21 protein-coding genes and 1 other RNA gene are annotated in these 19335 nt (G+C 38.2%); 6 read left to right on the top strand and 16 right to left on the bottom strand.

Annotated features, from left to right (window positions below):
* Positions 1 to 3 precede the first annotated feature (3 nt).
* Positions 4 to 267 (bottom strand): hypothetical protein, encoded by a 264-nt coding sequence (locus NLX67_RS17340; protein ID WP_254312740.1) that lies wholly within the window; start codon positions 265 to 267, stop codon positions 4 to 6.
* A gap of 257 nt (positions 268 to 524) precedes the next feature.
* Between NLX67_RS17340 and NLX67_RS17335 the strand changes: the two genes are divergently transcribed.
* A complete protein-coding gene (locus tag NLX67_RS17335) occupies positions 525 to 1109 on the top strand; it encodes a YitT family protein (RefSeq protein WP_254312739.1) in 585 nt (194 codons plus the stop codon).
* 104 nt (positions 1110 to 1213) lie between these two features.
* On the top strand, positions 1214 to 1714 hold the full coding sequence (locus tag NLX67_RS17330; protein WP_254312738.1) for a YhcN/YlaJ family sporulation lipoprotein: 501 nt from the start codon (positions 1214 to 1216) through the stop codon (positions 1712 to 1714).
* A gap of 187 nt (positions 1715 to 1901) precedes the next feature.
* Here the strand turns inward: NLX67_RS17330 and htpX are convergent, their stop codons facing one another.
* The 4 genes from htpX to NLX67_RS17310 all read right to left on the bottom strand — a co-directional run bounded on the left by htpX (position 1902) and on the right by NLX67_RS17310 (position 6130).
* Positions 1902 to 2774 carry a protease HtpX gene (htpX, locus tag NLX67_RS17325; protein WP_254312737.1) on the bottom strand — a complete coding sequence of 291 codons (873 nt, stop codon included), beginning with the start codon at positions 2772 to 2774 and terminating at the stop codon, positions 1902 to 1904.
* Positions 2775 to 3014: 240 nt separating this feature from the next.
* On the bottom strand, positions 3015 to 4328 hold the full coding sequence (locus NLX67_RS17320) for a hemolysin family protein (RefSeq protein WP_254312736.1): 1314 nt from the start codon (positions 4326 to 4328) through the stop codon (positions 3015 to 3017).
* Positions 4329 to 4382: 54 nt separating this feature from the next.
* Positions 4383 to 5705 carry a hemolysin family protein gene (locus NLX67_RS17315; RefSeq protein WP_254312735.1) on the bottom strand — a complete coding sequence of 441 codons (1323 nt, stop codon included), beginning with the start codon at positions 5703 to 5705 and terminating at the stop codon, positions 4383 to 4385.
* Positions 5706 to 5743: 38 nt separating this feature from the next.
* Positions 5744 to 6130, bottom strand: a complete 387-nt coding sequence (locus NLX67_RS17310; RefSeq protein ID WP_254312734.1) for a MerR family transcriptional regulator — start codon at positions 6128 to 6130, stop codon at positions 5744 to 5746.
* Positions 6131 to 6497: 367 nt separating this feature from the next.
* Between NLX67_RS17310 and NLX67_RS23275 the strand changes: the two genes are divergently transcribed.
* The gene (locus NLX67_RS23275) at positions 6498 to 6935 is read left to right on the top strand and encodes an FUSC family protein (RefSeq protein WP_375143402.1); all 438 of its coding nucleotides are present in this window, start codon (positions 6498 to 6500) and stop codon (positions 6933 to 6935) included.
* A 415-nt stretch (positions 6936 to 7350) separates the two neighbouring features.
* On the opposite strand, the gene NLX67_RS17305 is transcribed toward NLX67_RS23275, so the two are convergent.
* Positions 7351 to 7791, bottom strand: a complete 441-nt coding sequence (locus NLX67_RS17305) for an Hsp20/alpha crystallin family protein (protein ID WP_254312733.1) — start codon at positions 7789 to 7791, stop codon at positions 7351 to 7353.
* Between the two features lie 671 nt (positions 7792 to 8462).
* Between NLX67_RS17305 and NLX67_RS17300 the strand changes: the two genes are divergently transcribed.
* The gene (locus NLX67_RS17300) at positions 8463 to 8861 is read left to right on the top strand and encodes a VOC family protein (RefSeq protein WP_254312732.1); all 399 of its coding nucleotides are present in this window, start codon (positions 8463 to 8465) and stop codon (positions 8859 to 8861) included.
* Positions 8862 to 9131: 270 nt separating this feature from the next.
* Here NLX67_RS17300 and NLX67_RS17295 read toward each other — a convergent pair whose 3' ends face one another.
* Both NLX67_RS17295 and NLX67_RS17285 read right to left on the bottom strand, forming a co-directional pair.
* Positions 9132 to 9374 carry a hypothetical protein gene (locus tag NLX67_RS17295; protein WP_254312731.1) on the bottom strand — a complete coding sequence of 81 codons (243 nt, stop codon included), beginning with the start codon at positions 9372 to 9374 and terminating at the stop codon, positions 9132 to 9134.
* Between the two features lie 1130 nt (positions 9375 to 10504).
* Positions 10505 to 11332, bottom strand: coding sequence for a protein-glutamine gamma-glutamyltransferase (locus NLX67_RS17285; protein WP_254312751.1), 828 nt, complete (start codon positions 11330 to 11332; stop codon positions 10505 to 10507).
* A gap of 650 nt (positions 11333 to 11982) precedes the next feature.
* Here NLX67_RS17285 and NLX67_RS17280 point away from each other — a divergent pair.
* Together NLX67_RS17280 and NLX67_RS17275 are read left to right on the top strand one after the other, a co-directional pair.
* Positions 11983 to 12162: a hypothetical protein gene (locus NLX67_RS17280; RefSeq protein ID WP_254312730.1), complete on the top strand. Its 180-nt coding sequence runs from the start codon at positions 11983 to 11985 to the stop codon at positions 12160 to 12162.
* Between the two features lie 1108 nt (positions 12163 to 13270).
* Positions 13271 to 13375 carry a YjcZ family sporulation protein gene (locus NLX67_RS17275; RefSeq protein ID WP_254312729.1) on the top strand — a complete coding sequence of 35 codons (105 nt, stop codon included), beginning with the start codon at positions 13271 to 13273 and terminating at the stop codon, positions 13373 to 13375.
* 1244 nt (positions 13376 to 14619) lie between these two features.
* Here NLX67_RS17275 and NLX67_RS17270 read toward each other — a convergent pair.
* From NLX67_RS17270 to NLX67_RS17240, 8 genes are all read right to left on the bottom strand, one after another.
* Positions 14620 to 15303: a DUF421 domain-containing protein gene (locus NLX67_RS17270; protein ID WP_254312728.1), complete on the bottom strand. Its 684-nt coding sequence runs from the start codon at positions 15301 to 15303 to the stop codon at positions 14620 to 14622.
* Between the two features lie 66 nt (positions 15304 to 15369).
* Positions 15370 to 15525 (bottom strand): CBO0543 family protein, encoded by a 156-nt coding sequence (locus tag NLX67_RS22965; protein ID WP_305882037.1) that lies wholly within the window; start codon positions 15523 to 15525, stop codon positions 15370 to 15372.
* Positions 15526 to 16316: 791 nt separating this feature from the next.
* Complete coding sequence (locus NLX67_RS17265) at positions 16317 to 16520, bottom strand: hypothetical protein (RefSeq protein WP_254312727.1); 204 nt, start codon at positions 16518 to 16520, stop codon at positions 16317 to 16319.
* Positions 16521 to 16594: 74 nt separating this feature from the next.
* The gene (locus NLX67_RS17260; protein ID WP_254312726.1) at positions 16595 to 16717 is read right to left on the bottom strand and encodes a YjcZ family sporulation protein; all 123 of its coding nucleotides are present in this window, start codon (positions 16715 to 16717) and stop codon (positions 16595 to 16597) included.
* 319 nt (positions 16718 to 17036) lie between these two features.
* Positions 17037 to 17232: non-coding RNA, 6S RNA (gene ssrS, locus NLX67_RS17255), on the bottom strand.
* A 370-nt stretch (positions 17233 to 17602) separates the two neighbouring features.
* Entirely contained in the window at positions 17603 to 17806 is a 204-nt protein-coding gene (locus NLX67_RS17250; protein ID WP_254312725.1) for a hypothetical protein, read from the bottom strand.
* A gap of 588 nt (positions 17807 to 18394) precedes the next feature.
* Positions 18395 to 18535 (bottom strand): YjcZ family sporulation protein, encoded by a 141-nt coding sequence (locus NLX67_RS17245; protein WP_254312724.1) that lies wholly within the window; start codon positions 18533 to 18535, stop codon positions 18395 to 18397.
* Between the two features lie 572 nt (positions 18536 to 19107).
* On the bottom strand, positions 19108 to 19335 hold a 228-nt coding region (locus NLX67_RS17240), incomplete at its 5' end, for a hypothetical protein (RefSeq protein WP_254312723.1).

Below are 19335 nucleotides of genomic sequence, written 5' to 3'. Positions count from 1 at the left end.
TCATTAGTATTTAGTTCTATCTACACCAAACGTTTTGTTCACTGTCATCACCAATTCCCCTAAAGCAATAGACAAGCTTCCAATGTGCTGCAGAGTATCTGGCAACCGATTACCGTTTTCTGTGTTTTCTTTGATTACTTTTTCTAACTCGATATTCTGACCAATATTTGTCATGGTATTTCCTACATTTAGAAGTAAATCTCCTGTATAGTGAGAAAGCTTAGAAATATGGTAGATATTTAAACTGCTTCCAGTCTGATTAAGCAAAATGAATCTCTCCTTTTCGTTAGCTAATTTAGCTTATTCTTGTTCCACCTAACAGGTTCATTCTGATAAAACAAGGTATTACAAATTATCTTTTATTAAAATAGCTTATATCTTTCATACTTGCCATTTTCCTTTTTTATAGTTGAGATGTTTAAGAACTTTGATTTTAAACTTCTGTTCCACAGTGAAATGTTTTCATCATTTATCACATATAAACCTCATATAACCTAAAATCTAACTTTAGGGAGAAGAGGTACATGGCCTTTCTGAATAAATTATTTTCCATATTAATCGGCAGCTTTTTAATTGCTATAGGTGTCAATGTCTTTCTTGTTCCCTCCGAGCTGCTGGATGGCGGAACCATCGGTATTGGGCTTGTTTCCCACTATGTAACCGGCATACAAGTGGGACTAGTTATCATTATGGTAAATACACCTATTTTTATTTATTCCTGGTTCTATAATCGTTCCTTTTTTTATAACAGCCTCCACGGCATGCTTTTTTCTTCATTTATGATTGATTTGCTTTATCCCTTGCATTCGATTGGTGAACAATATCATATTCCCTTCGTATTTGCCATTCTAGGGGGTATCACTGTAGGCCTTGGAATCGGAAGCATGCTTTGGTCTAATATAAGCGTTGGAGGAACTGACCTTCTTGCCCTTATGTTTGCCAGACGCAGAAAGTTAAATCCAGGTATGATCATTTTTATCTTTGACTTTATGATCGTTTTCACTGGAAGCATTATCATGTCAAATGGCTCTCTTTTATTATCATGCCTTGCTGTCATATGTGTAGGAATCACAACCAGTTTGGTATCCGCTGTGAAACAAACTGAATAAAACAGCCATTGTTTAAACAATGGCTATTTCTTTTATTGTCCATGTGGAATATCAATTGGTTTATTGGAGATTCTACCCTATATAACGATATAGGAGGATTATGAATGAAAAAAATATCGATTTACGCCTCAGCTTTTATGGCTATGTTTTTACTCACTGCTTGTATGGGCAATGATGATAACGCCGAAGACCAAAAAGATAATACCGCAGCGGAAAACACAGCTACAAATGATCAAAATACAGACAATGATATAACGGACGATAACCAAAACAATGACGCCGATTTAGACGTAGCTGATAAGGCAGCGGACAAGGTAGAGGAAATTGAAGAAGTAAAGGATGCGGCAGTGCTTCTAACCGATCATCGTGCTTATACAGCCGTTGATCTACAAAACGGAACGAATGTTAGTGATGACTTAAAAAATAAAATTGAAGAAAAAGTAAAGGAAGCAGACACTTCAGTTGAAAAAGTATATGTTTCTGCAGATCCAGATTTCAGCAAACAAATGAAGGAGTATGCAGATCGGATTGAGGCTGGCGAGCCCGTGGAAGGATTCTTTGAAGAGTTTAGTGATACTGTTCAAAGAGTATTTCCAAGCTCTTAAAAACAAAATAAATCACCGCTATAACTGGAAGCTCTTACTGCAAGGAAGGCGCTTTTAAGGATAGGAGGAAGTATTTATCAAAAGTATACCTTTCTTCATCATCTCCTTAATCTTGCCTGTATGAATGAATAGCTGCATAAATAAAAAAGATTTCCTGCATCATTTAAATGCAGGAAATCTTTTTTTGTTAAAGTGATTTCAAATGTTCAATGCGCTCTTCTAGCGGCGGGTGGGTAGAAAATAGTCTGGAAAATTTTTCATTCCCACTAATTTTAAAAGCCGCGATAGACTTTTGGCTGTCATCAACCAGGCTGACAGTCTGTCTTAGTGATTCTAATGCGTGGATCATATTTCCCTTTCCACCCAGCTCGGCAGCTAGCTTGTCCGCTTTAAATTCACGTTTTCTTGAATGCCAAAAGATAATCGGACTGCTTAAAATGCTGAATAGAATCTCGAAAATAATCGAAGATACAAAATAAACAATTTGAGCCATGTCTTCTCTTACAAAACCCGAAACGATCTTTGAAGCAATACGGGAGAAGAAAATAACGAAGGTGTTAATGACGCCCTGCAACAAAGTTGTGGTCACCATATCACCATTCTTGATGTGTGCTATTTCATGTGCGATAACCCCACTAATGGCATGATGATCCATTCTTTCTAACATACCGCTTGAAACCGCTACTAATGCACGCTTTTTGCTTGGCCCAGTAGCAAAAGCGTTCACTTCTTGTGAATGATAAATGCCGACTTGCGGCATCACTTTCAAACCGGCTACGCGTGCTAACCGGTATGTTTCTTCTAATACAAATCGTTCATAGTCACCATGAGGAGCAAGTTCATCAATCAATTGGACGCCCATCAACCATTTCGCCATCATGCGGGACATTAACAATGAAATAATGGAGCCGCTAAAACCTGCGATGACACTAAAGGCAAGCAAGGAACCATATCCACCGCCGCCAATATAACTTTCTACACCAAGCAGCGTGGTGATCGTTGTAACGGTGACTAATACTAAAATGTTCACAAAAATAAATAAGGAAATACGTTTAAACACTAAAGACCCTCCTGGTTTTTCATAAACTTTCTCCTGATTAGGAGACATTATCAATAATAAAACCTGTACTATACAACTATATACGACAATGTAAGTAAAATGTTTCACAAAATAAAATGCACACTGTATTCCATATAAGGAATAATCTACAAAAGTCTTTGATTTAGATAGCGATGTTTACAAAAAATAAGGAATGGTATTCAAAAAGCATGATTCTAAAACAGAATCATGCTTTGTTTATTAGGAATTTGATACTGTATTTAGCTGAAGTTCAACTCTTTTGACCTGGTAACTTTCCATTTCTATTACCGTCCAAAGGTGTGATTGAAGCTCAATGGTATCTCCTTCTTCAGGGACCTTGTCGCTTTGTGTCTGAATCCAGCCGCCTATTGTATCCAGGTCTTCACTGTCTGGAAAATCCAAATTGAATCTCTCTTCTAAATCGGTCAGCATGACACGCCCATTCACCACATATTCCGAGTCGCTTTTCAACTGGATATCTGGCAGCTCGTCGGTATCATACTCGTCCCGGATCTCGCCAACAATTTCTTCCAGGATGTCTTCCATGGTCACAACACCCGCTGTGCCGCCATACTCATCCGTTACGATGGCCATGTGTGTCCGGCTCTGCTGCATTTTTAAAAGAACAGCCTGAATCGGCGTGGCTTCATGGAAGCGCGGCATGTCATGTATAAAACGCTCCATTTCACGGTCGTTGCCCGCTGCAATATGCGTTAACATTTCTTTTGTGTTCAAAAAGCCAATTACCTGGTCTTTGTCATGTGCTTCTGTGACAGGATAGCGTGTATAATCGTTTTCATCAAAAACGGCAATCATGTCTTCAAACGAAATATCTTTTTCAAGGGTGACGATCTGTTTTCTCGGAATCATAATGTCCTTAATCATGCGTTCATCAAAGGCAAAGATGTTTTCCAAGTAATTTAATTCTGTCTGGTTAATTTCACCGCTCTCAAAACTTTGGTGCATGATGAGTTTCAATTCTTCCTCAGAGTGAACTTCATCATGTCCTGCTGGCTCTACACCAAACATACGGAGGAAAATGCGCGCTGCACCGTTTAATGCCCAGATAAATGGAGACATAATTTTACCGAACCAATAAAGCGGAGGCGCCAGTAACAGTGTCATTCTTTCCGCAAATTGAATAGCCAGCGTTTTCGGAGCCAGTTCTCCAAGCACCACGTGTAAAAATGTTACGAGTGATAAAGCAATGGCGTATGAAAGGACAGTCGCCATCGTATCCGATAACTCCATGCTTTCAAAGACGGGGTGAAGGATCTTCTCAACCGTCGGCTCCCCGAGCGCACCCAGGATAAGCGCGGTAATCGTAATACCAAGCTGGCAGGCAGACAAGTAGTAATCCAAATCGTGGGCTACTTTCTTGGCCAGTACTGCTTTTTTGTTTCCTTCTGCAATCAGCTGGTCAATTCTGGACATACGCACTTTCAGGATTGCAAATTCAGCGCCTACGAAGAAAGCCGTCAGTGCAATCATTAATGCCACTAAAAACAAGTTTAATAATATTATACTGTCCAATTATTTCCCTCTCTTGAGGGATTCACCTCCAAAAATATTCGTGTTATCCAATTATTACTCGTTTTCCTCTTCTTCGACTTTCACGCGTTCCAGGAGCACCTGTTTAATTTGGTAGTGATCCATTTCAGTGACCGTCCAGATATTGCTGCCCTGCTCAATGGTATCCCCGACTTGGACACTTTCCATCTTTTTAAACTGGATCCAGCCACCGATCGTGTCGACGTCTTCGCTTCCTTCAAATTCAATCCCAAACCGGTCTTCTAATTCCTCTAAAAGAACAAGGCTGTTAATCACATATTGATTTTCGCCTTTTTTCACAATGTCTGCCACTTCGTCTGTATCAAATTCATCGCGAATCTCGCCAACGAGCTCTTCCAGAATGTCTTCCATTGTGATGATACCGGCCGTTCCGCCGTATTCGTCAATGACCAGTGCCATGTGAACACGGGCACTCTGCATTTTTAAAAGCGCATTTTGAAGGCTTGTTACTTCGTGAACCAATGGAAGGTCCCGCACAAACTCTTCCAGCTTGCGCTCACGGCCCGCTGCGATATGCGTCAGCATTTTCTTCACATTAACAACACCAATAATGCGGTCTTTATCGCCATCTTCTGTCACAGGGTAGCGTGTATAGTTATGTTCAGCCAGTACCTGAACAATATCGCTATACTGCATTTCTTTATCAAGCGCTATAAACGCTGTTCTTGGCACCATAATGTCTTTTGCCACACGCTCGTCAAATGTAAAGACGTTTTCCATATACGAAAGCTCCGACCGGTTGATCTCGCCACCCTGAAAGCTTTGCGCCATAATGATACGTAATTCATCTTCAGAGTATGATTCACCATGTCCTGCCGGCTTTACACCAAATGAGCGGAGAAGCACACGTGATGTTCCGTTTAATGCCCAAATGAGTGGGAACATAATTTTGCCGAACCGGTACAGCCATGGGGCTAGAAGAAGCGTTACCTTCTCAGAAAACTGGATCGCCAGTGTTTTCGGTGCCATTTCGCCCACTACAACGTGAAGAAACGTCACCAAGATAAACGCAATTGCGTAAGAAGATGCGGATGCCGCAGCATCTGAGACATTAAAATAGTTAAATACCGGATACAGCAGGCTCTCCACTGCCGGCTTTCCGAGCGCACCAAGCCCGAGTGCTGTCACAGTGATGCCAAGCTGACATGCCGATAAATAGTAATCCAGGTCGCCAGCTACTTTTTTGGCCAGTACGGCTTTTTGGTTTCCTTCTGCAATCAGCTGGTCAATGCGCGACATACGCAGCTTGACCACCGCAAACTCTGAACCAACGAAGAAAGCCGTCAGCCCGAGCAAAAGTACAAGCAAAAACAAATTTATGGTTGTAATAATGTCCAATTATTTCCCTCTTATGAGGGATTCACCTCCAGGTATTGTCATAGCATGGTTAATAGTTTCATAATATCCATCATTTTCTGCTCTAAAATTTTATGCACGCGCTCTTTTTCTTCTTTAGGCGCATCCTTTAATTTTTCTTCAAGTGATGTGAGTTTTTTTTGCAGACATTCCATTTCATCCTGCACATCATGCATAATCGGATCTAATTCCTTGTCTGCAGGTTCATGGAGCACTTGCTCAATCTCCGCAATCGACATTCTCTGTTTTTTTAAGAACTTTATTCTCTCTAATGTCTGCAGCACACTTTCTGGATAGAGACGGTAATTAGCAGAAGAACGCTCAACCGGCAGAAGTCCGCACTGTGTATAGTAATCAATTGTACGTGAAGATAAACCGCTTAATTTCGCCACTTGGCCAATACGCAATAACGCCTTCCCAATTTAAACGCCTCCTTATTAATGATTTAAACCTTACTTAGTTTTATTATATCTTGAAGTAAGTGTACAGTAGGACGTTTTAGTCTTTATTTTAGTTTTATATTTTAAAAAATGATGGGGAAATTCATTATTTGGACACATATAGCAAAAATTAGACCACAGGAGAGGTAAATCCAAAAGAGTGAATCGTTTGCGGGCTTTATTGTAGTAATTGTTGCATTATCTGTATATATAAACATTTAATATAAAATAAAAATTCCCCTAACTAATCTGACAATAAAGTGTTTATCATTCAAATGAACTTCGCGTAAAAGTGTACTTTTACGAACGGAGCTTAACCTTTCTAATATGGAAAATGGCCATAGGATCTACTTTGTCATGGGAATTAGCAAAATTGTTGGGTTCCGATCATCCCTACTTAGCTCCAATATCGGTTATCCTGTGTCTGCAATCTACATTTCACAAAACGGTTCAGATATCCATACAGCGTATAATTGGAACGATAATTGGTATTTTCTTCACTGTGTTAATCGGAAGCCATATGAGTGTAAATGGGTGGAGCTTAGGGCTATTGATTCTTATAGGATGTTTTATTACAAAGTGGCTGCACTTTAAAAAGGTTGTCCTTCATCAAGTGGCCCTCACCATATTATTTGTCTTTGTATTTGAACACCAAACAAAACATTATGCTAGAGACAGAATGACAGATACTGTAGTCGGCATAATTATTGCGTCTTTAATACAGTTAGTTTGGTTTCATCTACTTTTACGGGGCAAGCAGCAAAATTCATAAAAAAATCACGCGTGGTAACTACTCAGACCATGTCAAATAGGCCTCGCTTTTTGGCGCAGCCAGTCAGCTTAGAATAGACGTTCCTTCTACCACCTCCTTTAAAGCATTCAATAGTGGCCGGCTTTGCTTACGCACGGCTGATAAAAAGGAACGGATCGTCATGAAATCCTGTGTGCCTTTTTCGCTTCGAAAGAGACCGGAAATGTTCTCTTTGACTCAAATCATGTGGAGATCCCGTTTTGCCTGATGTTCTGTTATTTCTAATGACAGGGGAGGCAGCCACGAGCCGAAGAGTCAATGCTTATTCAATACATATTAGGCGAGAAACTGATTTTAATCACATAAAAGAGAAAAAAGGCCGGTAAAGTCTCGGCCTCTTTTCAGCTTGTAGACAACTCTTATTTTTCTAACCAATTCAGTCGATTTTAATAAACCGTCTCTTTCCTTTTTTTAGAACAATCCTTAATAATCCATCCTGATAAGTTGCGTTGGGGGCATCTTCCAGGACAGGAAATGGCAATTGTACAATTTTTTCTATTTTATCCAACGGTCTTTTTGTATAATAACGTATATTTTCATCCTTTCTTACTTCTGTTGTTTCCGAGTTTTCTACGTGAATCCTCAACCGATCATTCCTTAGCATTTCCACTTGAATCTGTTCTTTTTTGTAGCCTGGAAGTTTTGCTTCAACCACGAAATCCATTTCTGTTTCATGCAAATCAACCGAAAATGAACCTCGATTACGAAAGTCGTCGAACTGCCGGAACGGCTCATTGAAAAAAGAATCAAACGCATTTATAAAATTGTTGAGGGACCCATCGGGCCGGCTTGGAAGGTTTTGTTTATCAGATTCCATTAAACTCCTTCTCCCCTTTCATTTGTTTACCTTTATAACCTATGCAGACCCGGTAAAAGTGTACTGGGTATCATCTATAATTGAAATTTAATAAGTTAGGTGAGGTTAGATTTTATGCCTATTTCGCACTTCTATAAGTAATTTCATACTGCTGTTAAGATCTCCCTGCTTTTATTTTTCCATTCCCCTGCAGTTTCCTCCCATAATTGGTGTTGAAGTACTTGCGCTGCATAGATGGCTAACTGAGCAATTATATGTAACAAAAATGGTATAGGATTAGCACTTAATTGTTTAATAAAAGTGGGAATCTATTATTAACTGAGATTTGGAAAACATATATTGAAGATGAATCATGGTATGTTTATCCATATGGGCTTCTTTAAGGTGATGACAGGAGCCACAGGAAACGGAACGAATAAAGGTTGCGGGGAAAATGGAGAGATGAGACTAAAATGATTGACAAAGTTATGAAAGCGAGGTTGATTTACAAAAATCATTTTTGAAGCGGCCACAAAAAAATGCAAACGATTTTTATCAACATAACTGGATCGAATGTCAATCTGGCTAATGTTTCTATCCCGGTCCCTATTCCGACGGAAACATTGAGGATCGGGTTCATACCTTACACTTTTTACATGAAGGAAGAGTATGAACTAAGTGAGGAGTATAAAATGAGAGAGGTAAACAAAGTGTTCCATCTTGCCATTCCTTGCAAGAACCTGGACGAAACGGCAAATTTTTATGAGAAACTGGGATGTAAGCTAGCGAGAAGATACTCTGACCGCGTTACCTTTGATTTTTTTGGAGATCAAGTCGTCTGCCATTTAAGCCCTGAAAGTGTGGATACATCACCGAAAATATATCCCCGGCATTTTGGAATGACATTCGTAAACCGAAAAGAATTCGATGAATTACTGCAATTTGCAGTTAAGCAAGACTTACCTTTTTTTCAAAGACCGATGGTACGATTTGAGGGAAAACAAGAAGAACATATTACTTTTTTTCTGCGTGACCCATCCAACAACCTTCTTGAATTTAAATGGTATCAGGACGAAAGCATGATCTACTAGTCAATATAATAAAAACCGGCTTTCCGCATGAGTATATCTATACAAATAATTATTCATTTTATGGGTTCTTCACCATGAGATGTAGTTGACAAGCAAAATAAATGAAAACAAGTGGCAGGTCGTTTATCGTGAACGTTGTCGAGACAAACACGAAGGAGACCTGCCACTTGCATACCCAGTTCATCAAAGAACTTGTGAATCTTCCACACTTCCATGCACAAAAAAACGAAAAACGGGAAAGAATATTTATTTACATTAATGGATTTATCTTTACCAGAAGAACGCTGATCCTAAAGCAAAACCACCAACTGCAGCAAGAGCGATCGGAATCCCAAATCCTCCTCGATAAAACCCGTAACCAAATCCTGCTAAGCCTGAAGTAGGATGAATCCAAACGTGATCTCTTGTCACTCTACTGATTCTTCCTGTATAAACCCTGCCATCGCGACAATTGATTCTAACCGTTTTTCCAAAATGTTTACAACAAAGATTGTATATATTTGAAATAGGCATAAACATCCTCCTTTTTATTTTATTTACAGGTTATATTTAATAATTTATGCAGAAACTAAATTATTGTAGTAGACAAAAGTTTACTAAAATCAAAATTACTAATATTTAAGTATAAAACTTTTCTCCAATAAAATATACGGTATGAGGTAAATGCTAAAGAGGGAAAAAACTTGCTTGTTTTAAACCCCAAACGTAGATTGATCATTTCAGAAACCCCTGCAAAGGAAAAAATTAAAAACGGTCCAGGCAAGCTTTGAAATATTTGTTTTTAGTCCTGAAAATCAATGGTCAAAAACACTTTATCAGGATACTGCTCAACAAAACATTATTGAAAATCTTTCACCACGGATTGAGCAGATTTTGCAAGAAGAACCTCCATGAAAACAACAATTGAAAAGGTTAGTTAACCTATCCGGCCTTTTTTTCCATCTCCTCACTAAAAAGGTGAATCGCTTTATAAAAGCCACCGGTATATAACCCAATTGCTCTATTTTTCATCAAAGAACACAAGAAAATAAATCAAAAAGGACGCTGTACGAGAAACGGGTCTCAGTAGGTTAAGATGGTTGATCTTGAAAAAAGGGCTGGAGAATTGAAGTGGAAAGAATTCCAAACTTTAATTAAGGAGGAAAACAAATAAAAGTATAAAAGAAAATAGGGGGAAATTTAAAAACACAAGTTTTTCAGTGCCCTCAGAGCAGGGTATACTATTTTTTATTCATTAAAAAAAGCCGAGAAAAAATCTCGGCTTTTCTGCTTATGTTAGCGGTGTATATAGAGTTGTATATGTGGAGTCCTAACAGTACAAGAATAAATACGTATTCAAAACTTTCCTGTCTATTTAACCGAGTTTGATATCATCGGGGACACCACCTGTATGTATTGAGTTCATTATAAACAACAGAGTCAGGCACTCGACGGTTTCATTATCGAATGCCTGGCTTAATTATTACTAAATAGACTTTTTCAGTGCCCTCGGTGTTTGCAGCCTCTTTTTCCGGAATATAGGGGGATCGTCTTGTTTTCGTCCATCTTTTTTCAAAACAAGTTCTTTTATTTATCGATAAATTAACGTTTTCAGCAGTACTTTGATTGAATTTTATGTTCACCCGATGCGTTTAAGCTGATGATTAAAAATAGGACACATACCGATCAAATGGAATCGAGCTTTCATTATGCTGGACAACCATATGCTGAGGTTTATGAATCGAATAAACGGACTGTGACATCGAAAGTTTCGCTAAATGCTTGAAAGATGGCCTTGTCACTACATTTGTCAGATAGGCTGGCTGATTTGACCCCGGCCTTCTCGTTTGGTTCAGCGCATGAATCATTTGTTCAGCTGTCTTTATTCCTAGCCCATGCCCGAAATACGTGCCACCCCCTAGAACAACAGCGTTTTCTCCTCGCCAATAAGGGGTCTTCGGATCGAAGTCCGGATTATTAAAATAGACGACATCCCCAGGTAAAAAATGCCTTGTATAAGCTGCTCTTACTCCGAGGTCAGGATCCGCGTGCCAGCTGTATAAATAGATATTTTGAAATAATTGATTAAATAAGGATTCCCCTATTAGGTTTAGGACCGCATGATAATAAATAATGACCTTTGCCACTGCACATTCAAACGCATACTGTGAACTGTTTAGGTAGATGTCTCGAATGGCGTCTGATGGTTTGACACCCTGTCGCAGCAGGAATCCGCCGGTACGCATCAAATTCCAGTATTGAGGGTTGCAGCGAGAATTCGCAAAGTCTGCAAACCGAACATGGCTTTGATTCATGGCTCTTGCGCTTGCTATGATGTTTTTTCGTAACTTGAGCTCAAATGATAATTCATCCATGGATTGATACGAGTAGACGGCTGTATCTTCATTCATCCGTTCAATGATTATTCTTTCAATGCTGCCAGACGGCCACATGTCACTTTGTTGAAAGGGCCTACCCGATAGTTGAATCATCATATACCTCTTTTCAAGCATTAATTTTCATTATTACCTAGCATATTCAAGCATCGTTTTAAAGTGTAGCTCTTCAAAATAAAAAAGCCCGTCTTTTTTGGGGTTAAACCCTGTTTGGTTTCTCGAGGAACTTGTATTGTTAATTCTTATAGCTTCACAATTAATTTAGAATGTTGCAGGAATAAAAACACCAGCCTTGTTTACATAAGACTGTTCAAGAACAGTATCTTGTTTTTATGACACAGAGATATAATGGTAATACACTATAAATAACATCCATTTGTTTCCCCTTTTTAAAAAGAAAAGGGCCTTCTGAGAAATCCCTTTTCCCATAACTTATCTTACGATGTTCTATTTATATACTTGCTAATCCTACATTCAATTTACATCTATAAAAGAAAAATTGTCTTTATTTTGAGAAAAAACGGAATGTCCCTAACGTAGGATATTAAAAAGAGAACCCATTTGTCTTATTGAACTAAGCCCGCTGGATACATTCCCTGCATGAATCATCGCTTGATTTAAATTGCCCCACGTAAAAAGGCTTTTCTGGCCTTGAGGAGACACAGGGTTTCTACTTTGTGCGAACAATCCTTGATTTTGGTAACTTGGTCCAAAGCCCTGATATCCTTGTCTAGGATAAGGTCTAGGTGATCCTGAATAAGGCTGAAATGGACTGGGATTTGATGGCCGTCCAAACAATCTTGGATAAGGCTGAAATGGACCGGGATTTGATGGCCGTCCAAACGATCTTGAATAAGGATAGAATTGTCTTTGACCGGGGTTTGGAGGATAAAATGGCATACTTGCTCACCTCCTTTCTTTTATAAATTTTTCTTCAATCCTCAGTATGTTTTTTACATTTAATGTAACTAAATGCATGCCTCGTATAATTGTTTACATTTATTATATGAAAAGATTAAAAGAATTGATTAAGGTATATTCACTAAGAAACCGAAAAGTTAAAAATTGTTGTCCTGTTCATCGTACCGGAAAGAATATTCACAGCTTCTTCGTATAAATTCCGATCAATGACTTTACTTAGCATTCTTACGTTTTCGTTAAATTCTAATCTTACAAGCCCCCTTAGAAGGCAATTACTTTACTCATTGGCCATAACAGACTTTGCTTGAGTCTACTTGGAATATTAATTTAGAAGAAAACAGCTCACAAAGATCGTGGGAGACAGACAATAACAATAAAACAATTTTTCAAGGATTTATCTATTTTAATCATTCTTTTCATTTTTCCCCTTCAACATGTGGATATAAAAATTCTTTTTATTGTAATCATTGCAATGGTGATTTGAAAATTGGAGGTCTCTTAACTAAATATCAATTGACAAATTTATTTTAATCAAATAAAAGATAAAAAAGAGTTGGGTAAAGTCTCGACATCATAACAAATTTCCCTTAGATAACAAAAAACGTCCCTTTTGAACCCAACATTCTCATGTTTAAAAAAGACGAGTATTGAAGTACATAAGGTAGTACAGGTAGCAATTACATTAATTTTTAAGAATCGCTAAGGAGTTTTTATGGATCCATACGCAAAAACTACACCCGCCGAATGACAGATGTAGTAAATGTAAGAATGTGATCCTGAGCCTAATGGAGGTAGTAAGGGTAGGGTCACGCTACCCTTAATTTAGTTTATACACTACCATGTGTATTGAAACGGCGTAAGCCTCTAGTAATCGCTGGAATCGGAGGTTTTCGGCACCCCTTCAGTTTTCGATCCCTGCCTGCCGTTCACCAGGACTCCAGTACAGGTGAAACAAGACAACTTATTACCCTCTTTCATAAAAAAAGATGATCAGTAGGGCAAGTGCTTAATCCAATGCGCTTTTCTGTTCATATCTTATAGTATATAGGTCAATTACTAGACATTGATTTATATAATTAATTCACTACTTTTTTGTAAAGGAGGCGAAATGATATGGGTAGCTATGCTAGTGGTGGCGGTGTCGGCGGCTTTGCGTTTATTGTAGTGATGTTTATTCTCTTAGTCATTGTTGGTGCTACAATTGCTGGCGGATGGTAATTTAAATGATCCGACATCAATATTACTCTTCCATCAGACGCCATTTTAGCGACTTCCTTCAGGAGTTCTCAATTACTTAAAAATGGCGATTCGGTTGTGCTTCTGCGTCTGCCACTTACTCGTATGCATTGATTTTCGCCGTGATTACGTTTATGTCGGCATTTAATGCAGCGGCAATCTTGTTTCATTTTCTAATAATCAATACTGTTTGAAAAGCAGCTATCGTACCAGATAGCTGCTTTTTCACGTTTCCAATATGGTTACATGCAATAGGTCAGACTGTGATATTAATACCCCCTCAACCTTCGGATACCTAAATTAAGTGGGCGCCGCTTAAAGGTCACTTTTTTGATTTTCTTATATATTTCCTCTACGTCCACGGCTTTTTATGCAGGCATTTCATTTCCGGCAACTTCTTGATCTTTTGAGCAGGAAGTCAATGTCTTTTGCCATTCGGAGCTAGAAAAGACTAAACCAAGCCATTCGCACATATACTGACGTTAGTGATGAATATACCGTTGAAAAAATAGCTACACGCTAAGGTAGCTACCTTCGACGTTTTTAATATAAAGTATATGATAAATTTAACAAGTGGTTGTCCTGACATGTGAAACCTCCAATAACTAGCAAAGCAGTCACCTCATAAGGCCCCCTTTTTTTATGGACGGTTTTCGGTTCCATTGGGGCGAGTAACTGCCTTTATTTATTAAATAGTTTCGGTCTATTATCGAACACTAATTGAATAAACCAGAAAGAGGATCATGATTGCCAACAAAATAATCATGGGTCCTTTATAGCCTAATGCGCAAATTAAAGATAAAAAGTGCGCAAGATAAAATTAAAATTCACATTTTAAAATTATCATTCCATTGCGGATAATGAAATTAATTAGCAGTTCTGCTGCCCTACTGTTGCTTTGAAATAAAGTTTGATCAAAAAGATCTCACAAACCGGCATTTTACGATAATTTAAAAGAATCCATTTTGAAAAAAGATTGATCAAGATGGATTCTTTATCAGTAGATCAAAGCTTCGATTTTATAAAAAAGTTTGATTATTTCCTAATTGTGTTACTCAATAATCGCGCCCGATTATGGAAGACTCAAGAGTAACAAACACCCTATCAGATAAATCCTTAAAACCCATTCTATGCTAAACGGTTCAATTTTGTTTAAACAGTGAATCTTTTTTAAATCCACATTATATTCACCAAGAATATTGATATGCACCTATCCTAACAAAATTTTATTGGGGACTTATATGTATGCCTTCGCTCTCACGCCAATCTGCGTAGAGTATAGGCTTTACATTATCATATCCATTGATAGTTAATTGGTTATCTAACCACTGTTGATCAAATCCGAGTTCATGTAAATTATCCCATAAAATTTCCCCATCTATAATTAACGATGTTGGGAGGTTTACTGGACTTTCTGGAAGATTGAGATCTTGCTTTTCTGGTTTTTGATACTTTGATTGTAATAATATGCTTATTTGTCCATTAGATTCCAATATACCGTATTTGACTTCCCTAACTGAAAAAACATTATTTTGACGGAGTATACTCAATACTTGATTTACATCTAATTTGTTTTTCTTAAGTAACTTTCGGTCCATGACTCCATCCCGAATGATGATGTTAGGATCGCCTAATAAGAGAGAACGTGTCGATTTATTTTTTAGAGTCAAAAACTCTATTCCCAACATAAGAAACGTCCACAATCCGATGGCATATAAAAAATGAAAAATCCTTACCTTATCTTCATAAATGGTATTCCCTAAAAAATCTCCAAGTACTAACACAAAAACTAAGTGAAACGGGGTTAACTGATAAATGGATGTTCTTCCTGTTACGATAATGATAAAAAATAAGGTGACAAAACCTACGAGGGTTTTGATCGTCAGTAAACCAATATTAACTTCTTCCAAAGTTTTTTCCTCCAATATAAATTTTACGTAGTTGTAAGATCTTGAGCTTGAGATAATAGGCTGGTTTTAGTATTGATATAACAACATATAAGCCACAGGTATCATTGAAAAATCTAAAGGAAAGGCCCTGGGAATAATAGGTAGGAATGCAATGGGATAATCCCAAAATCTATATTGTAAACCAACTCCATCAAATAAGGTTGCTGTTATAGTACCAAACAACAAAAGTTCTAAAATAATGTCTCTTTTAACGAGTTTAGCCCATGTAACCCAAGGTACAACTAAAAAACAGACTAATATCCACCATTCCCAAGTTAAAAACTCATTCTTTAGTGAATCATTTAATTCTAGTTTGTTTTACCTTCCAAAAATTATGTATCAATTCTTTATCAACCCGACGCTCAAGCCCTTACATTAAGTTGTTTTTGTTACGTTTATTGCTTTAGAAGTACAGCAACTCCACAATCTGGCCCGATTGTGGAATAAGAAAAAATCCTGCGTAGAAAAATTAACACAGGATTTTTAATCAATCTTTATTTTAAATAATCGAATTTTGTTCCAAATAATCAATCTATTTTATAAAACTACACCTACAACTTCTTAACAATAAAAAAGGCAATTACCCTTAAGCAGAATAACTACCTTTTACAAATAAATTGTTGTTTTTGCTCACTGGTTCTTCCTTTTGTCAATTTCACGCTAATAACAGGCATAACGTATCCTCCCAATTCGGTTCAACTTTCTTCAAAACGATACGACTTTTTTATAAACATCGCAACTTTATTTTAAAACCACAACGGCTACTTGGAATTCGTGGAGTGAAAATTAACCGATGAGGCACCGTATGTATCCGCATCAGAAACCTGAAAGGGCAAATGCTGACACAGAGCCACGAAAGTGCCTTCCTATTTATTAGTAAAATATAAAGAATCAAGTACAGTGGTTTTCTAACGTAAAAAATCGACTGCAGTGAAGACAGTCGTGTAAAAAGTGGGAGTGTCATTCCTCTATCATTAGTAAGGACGGCCACATCCGCGTGGATAGCCCGGGTCGATGACGACATTTCTTGTAATGGGCTGGTAAATATGCCGCGGAACATTGACAATATGCTGCCGGTTAACGTGTACAATCGGATGAATATAAGGAACCTCACGGGGAATGTAGGAATCATGGTACACACATCGCGGTGGGCAGACTATCGGTCTCGGACAACGCATGAAAAACACCTCCTGTTCTGATAAATAAAGGCATCACCTTTTTGAAAAATGATGCCTGATCCGTGAAGAGAACATTAGCAATAACCTCCACGACCAGCAAACGATGCTCCAATGATAATCAAAAGAATGAACAGAACGACCACTAATGCAAAGCCGCGGCCGTATCCGCCGCCACCATATCCTGCTACTGCACTCATTAATTTTCCACCTCCTTAACAAACAGGTAGTGAAGCAACTATATAAATCAATGTCTTTTAATTGACCTATTCTATAGGATATGAATAGAAAAATATATTGGATTAAGCGTTTGTCTCCACTAGTAATCTTTTTTTGTGAAATAGAATAATAAGTTGACTCGTTTATACAGGTGCAGGCCGTCCGCTGGCTCATCCAGCACTTTCGGAGGTCCTAAAAGAGATGTGCTTAATTTTCGACCGATGTGAGAATGTTGGTGTAACCAATAAATACACAAAAGACCAGCTTCCCGAAGGAAACTGGTCTGGATTAAAGTGAATAGTATAAGCCGCTTTTGCCGTTGAATAGGAGAAAGTTTTAAACCACCACTCCTAAAAGTGGGTGTTCGCAGAAACCATCCTGCCTGTCCTCATTGGTCAAAAAACGAACGAGGCGTGTCATTCCGGACTCAATTTAAAACTCCCTGTTCCAGCTTAAAGGTTAAAACTTTAGATCGTGACGTACAATGCAGCTTGTATTTATAGATTACATCGATTGATCGCTACATTCAATGGTAGTTGTTACCCTGGATTCCTGATTGAACCTGACAATCCATCCGCTAAAAAGAGAAATGTATGATGCACAAAAACTGTACCAATCGAAAAGGAAACAGGCTGAAAAATGTTGATTTAATGCTGATGTATACAAAATGAATAAATGATAAATTGCTGATATTAAAGAAACATTGATGTACCGGTGTTTAACGATGATATTAAGCTGACGTAATATTAATTGCATTTAGATATTTAAAATTAAAAAGAAAAGTCCTTCGGGAAACCCTCACATCTCGATAATGATCAAGTGCTGGTGTAGCTGTATAAAAACTGTTATGTACACCTTATTTAGCTCTAAAGTTGTACCATCTCGATTGCGTATATATAAATACTTTCAGGATTCCTTTCTACTTTAACGCCTATTTCTTTTTTTATTAATTCATCCGGTGCTTTACCGATACTGGCATCTATTTCTACAATTTCGTATCGATCTGGCCCAGCAGGCATATACAAACTTCCCACTCGTTTTGATGTTTGATACGTCACTCCAAATTTCATTCGCAACATCTCCAGTCCTGTTCTTTTTCTTTTGAACAGTCTTATCATCTCCTTACTTTTCATTTTTAAATAAAAAAGGTGTTTTATTCTTTCGGTAGGTCATTGCGCGTAATATAAAGACCATGGAATCTATGAAGTGGAACCATAAAGCGTCTATAAAAAAAAGCGATCCTGGCACGGTGGACGCTTGAATGGTTATCGGAGGTTTTATGTGGTCAACATGGCCACGTTGCTTCCAGCTTCCATACGCTTAATTTATCGTAGGCTTTGTATTAAAAACGTCGAAGGCGGCTACCTCATTGTTCAGCCATTTTCTCAAGGGTACATGCAAAAAAAGCAGCTACCTGATGGAACAGCTGCTTTCAAAAGGTACCCATTAAAAGAAAGTGAAACAAGGGTGACACTGCCTAACCAATATATGTACAACTGGAGCGCTTTAGTGCGGTCACAATCGTTAAGGATGCCGACCAAGCGAGCCGATGCATAATGATGTCATCACAGCGGAGATTAACGCATACAAACCGGCAGCACACGTAAAAACGCCATTTCCAAGCAGTTGAGAACTTGAAATGGCGCCAGTCATTTAAATTAATAGCCACCGGCGAATGTAGCACCAATAATGATTAAAAGAATGAACAACACTAGAATCAGCACAAATTCATTGCTGTAAGCGCCGTAACCACCGCCGTGGCTGTGACCATAGCCATAACCATCGTAATAACCACCCATATCATTCACCTCCTTATGGAAGGTAGCAAGCAATTATACAAATCAATGTCTCTTGATTGATTTACCCTATAAAATATGAATAGAGAAACGTATTGGACTAAGCACTTGTCACTACTCATAATCTTTTTTATGAAAAAAGATAATAAGTTGGCTCGTTTCATCGGCGTAGTGAGGGTCGGACCGCGGACGTAAAAAAAGCCAGGAATGCGTCCATTTTCCGCCAATAAGGTCAAATCTGGACGCTGCGTTTATGCACGATTTTATGCAGCGGCAAACTGTCCACTACTTGACTTGGCTGCACACGACTAACAGCGCCAGTTCATACGAATATACACAGAAGAATGCATCCGTGCCAACGGTTTAAGAGTCATCTTGCATAAACAGAACGGACCGTTGATAATTTTAAAGAAGCAAGAAACAGCCGATAAACGCTGATATGGCACGGGTTCCGTTCAAATAAAAGTTTACATAAGATTGATTACCGACAATCAATCCTGTCAAGGGATCGAATGAAAATGTATACGTTATTCATTTTGGTGATTTTTTTTGAATTTCAAACCTAATTATTCGCCTCAATTACATCCGCAATCAGGATGCATTTTGTTCTCGTACTCATCATGTTTATATTTGATGTTCTCATGTTCTTGATTAGGGTGATGCCACATGTTCTCATGTTCTTGATTAGGGTGATGCCACATGTTCTCATGTTCTTGATTAGGGTGATGCCGCATGTTCTCATGTTCTTGATTAGGGTGATGCCACATGTTAGCATGTTCTTGATTAGGGTGATGCCGCATGTT

This window comes from Domibacillus sp. A3M-37 (assembly GCF_024213455.1).
GTDB lineage: Bacteria > Bacillota > Bacilli > Bacillales > Domibacillaceae > Domibacillus > Domibacillus tundrae.
Note: the sequence above shows the minus strand (reverse complement) of the source record. Positions and strands in the feature narration are given on the sequence as shown.

What these genes read in the sequence shown, in the direction of transcription:
- NLX67_RS17300 (WP_254312732.1), top strand. Translation starts at nt 8,463, where the DNA reads ATGAGAGAGGTAAACAAAGTGTTCCATCTTGCCATTCCTTGCAAGAAC.
- NLX67_RS17250 (WP_254312725.1), bottom strand. Translation starts at nt 17,806, where the DNA reads ATGAAATTTGGAGTGACGTATCAAACATCAAAACGAGTGGGAAGTTTG.
- NLX67_RS17330 (WP_254312738.1), top strand. Translation starts at nt 1,214, where the DNA reads ATGAAAAAAATATCGATTTACGCCTCAGCTTTTATGGCTATGTTTTTA.
- NLX67_RS17245 (WP_254312724.1), bottom strand. Translation starts at nt 18,535, where the DNA reads ATGGGTGGTTATTACGATGGTTATGGCTATGGTCACAGCCACGGCGGT.
- NLX67_RS17265 (WP_254312727.1), bottom strand. Translation starts at nt 16,520, where the DNA reads ATGCGTTGTCCGAGACCGATAGTCTGCCCACCGCGATGTGTGTACCAT.
- NLX67_RS17275 (WP_254312729.1), top strand. Translation starts at nt 13,271, where the DNA reads ATGGGTAGCTATGCTAGTGGTGGCGGTGTCGGCGGCTTTGCGTTTATT.
- NLX67_RS17295 (WP_254312731.1), bottom strand. Translation starts at nt 9,374, where the DNA reads ATGCCTATTTCAAATATATACAATCTTTGTTGTAAACATTTTGGAAAA.
- NLX67_RS17305 (WP_254312733.1), bottom strand. Translation starts at nt 7,791, where the DNA reads ATGGAATCTGATAAACAAAACCTTCCAAGCCGGCCCGATGGGTCCCTC.
- NLX67_RS17285 (WP_254312751.1), bottom strand. Translation starts at nt 11,332, where the DNA reads ATGATTCAACTATCGGGTAGGCCCTTTCAACAAAGTGACATGTGGCCG.
- NLX67_RS23275 (WP_375143402.1), top strand. Translation starts at nt 6,498, where the DNA reads ATGGCCATAGGATCTACTTTGTCATGGGAATTAGCAAAATTGTTGGGT.
- NLX67_RS17260 (WP_254312726.1), bottom strand. Translation starts at nt 16,717, where the DNA reads ATGAGTGCAGTAGCAGGATATGGTGGCGGCGGATACGGCCGCGGCTTT.
- NLX67_RS17335 (WP_254312739.1), top strand. Translation starts at nt 525, where the DNA reads ATGGCCTTTCTGAATAAATTATTTTCCATATTAATCGGCAGCTTTTTA.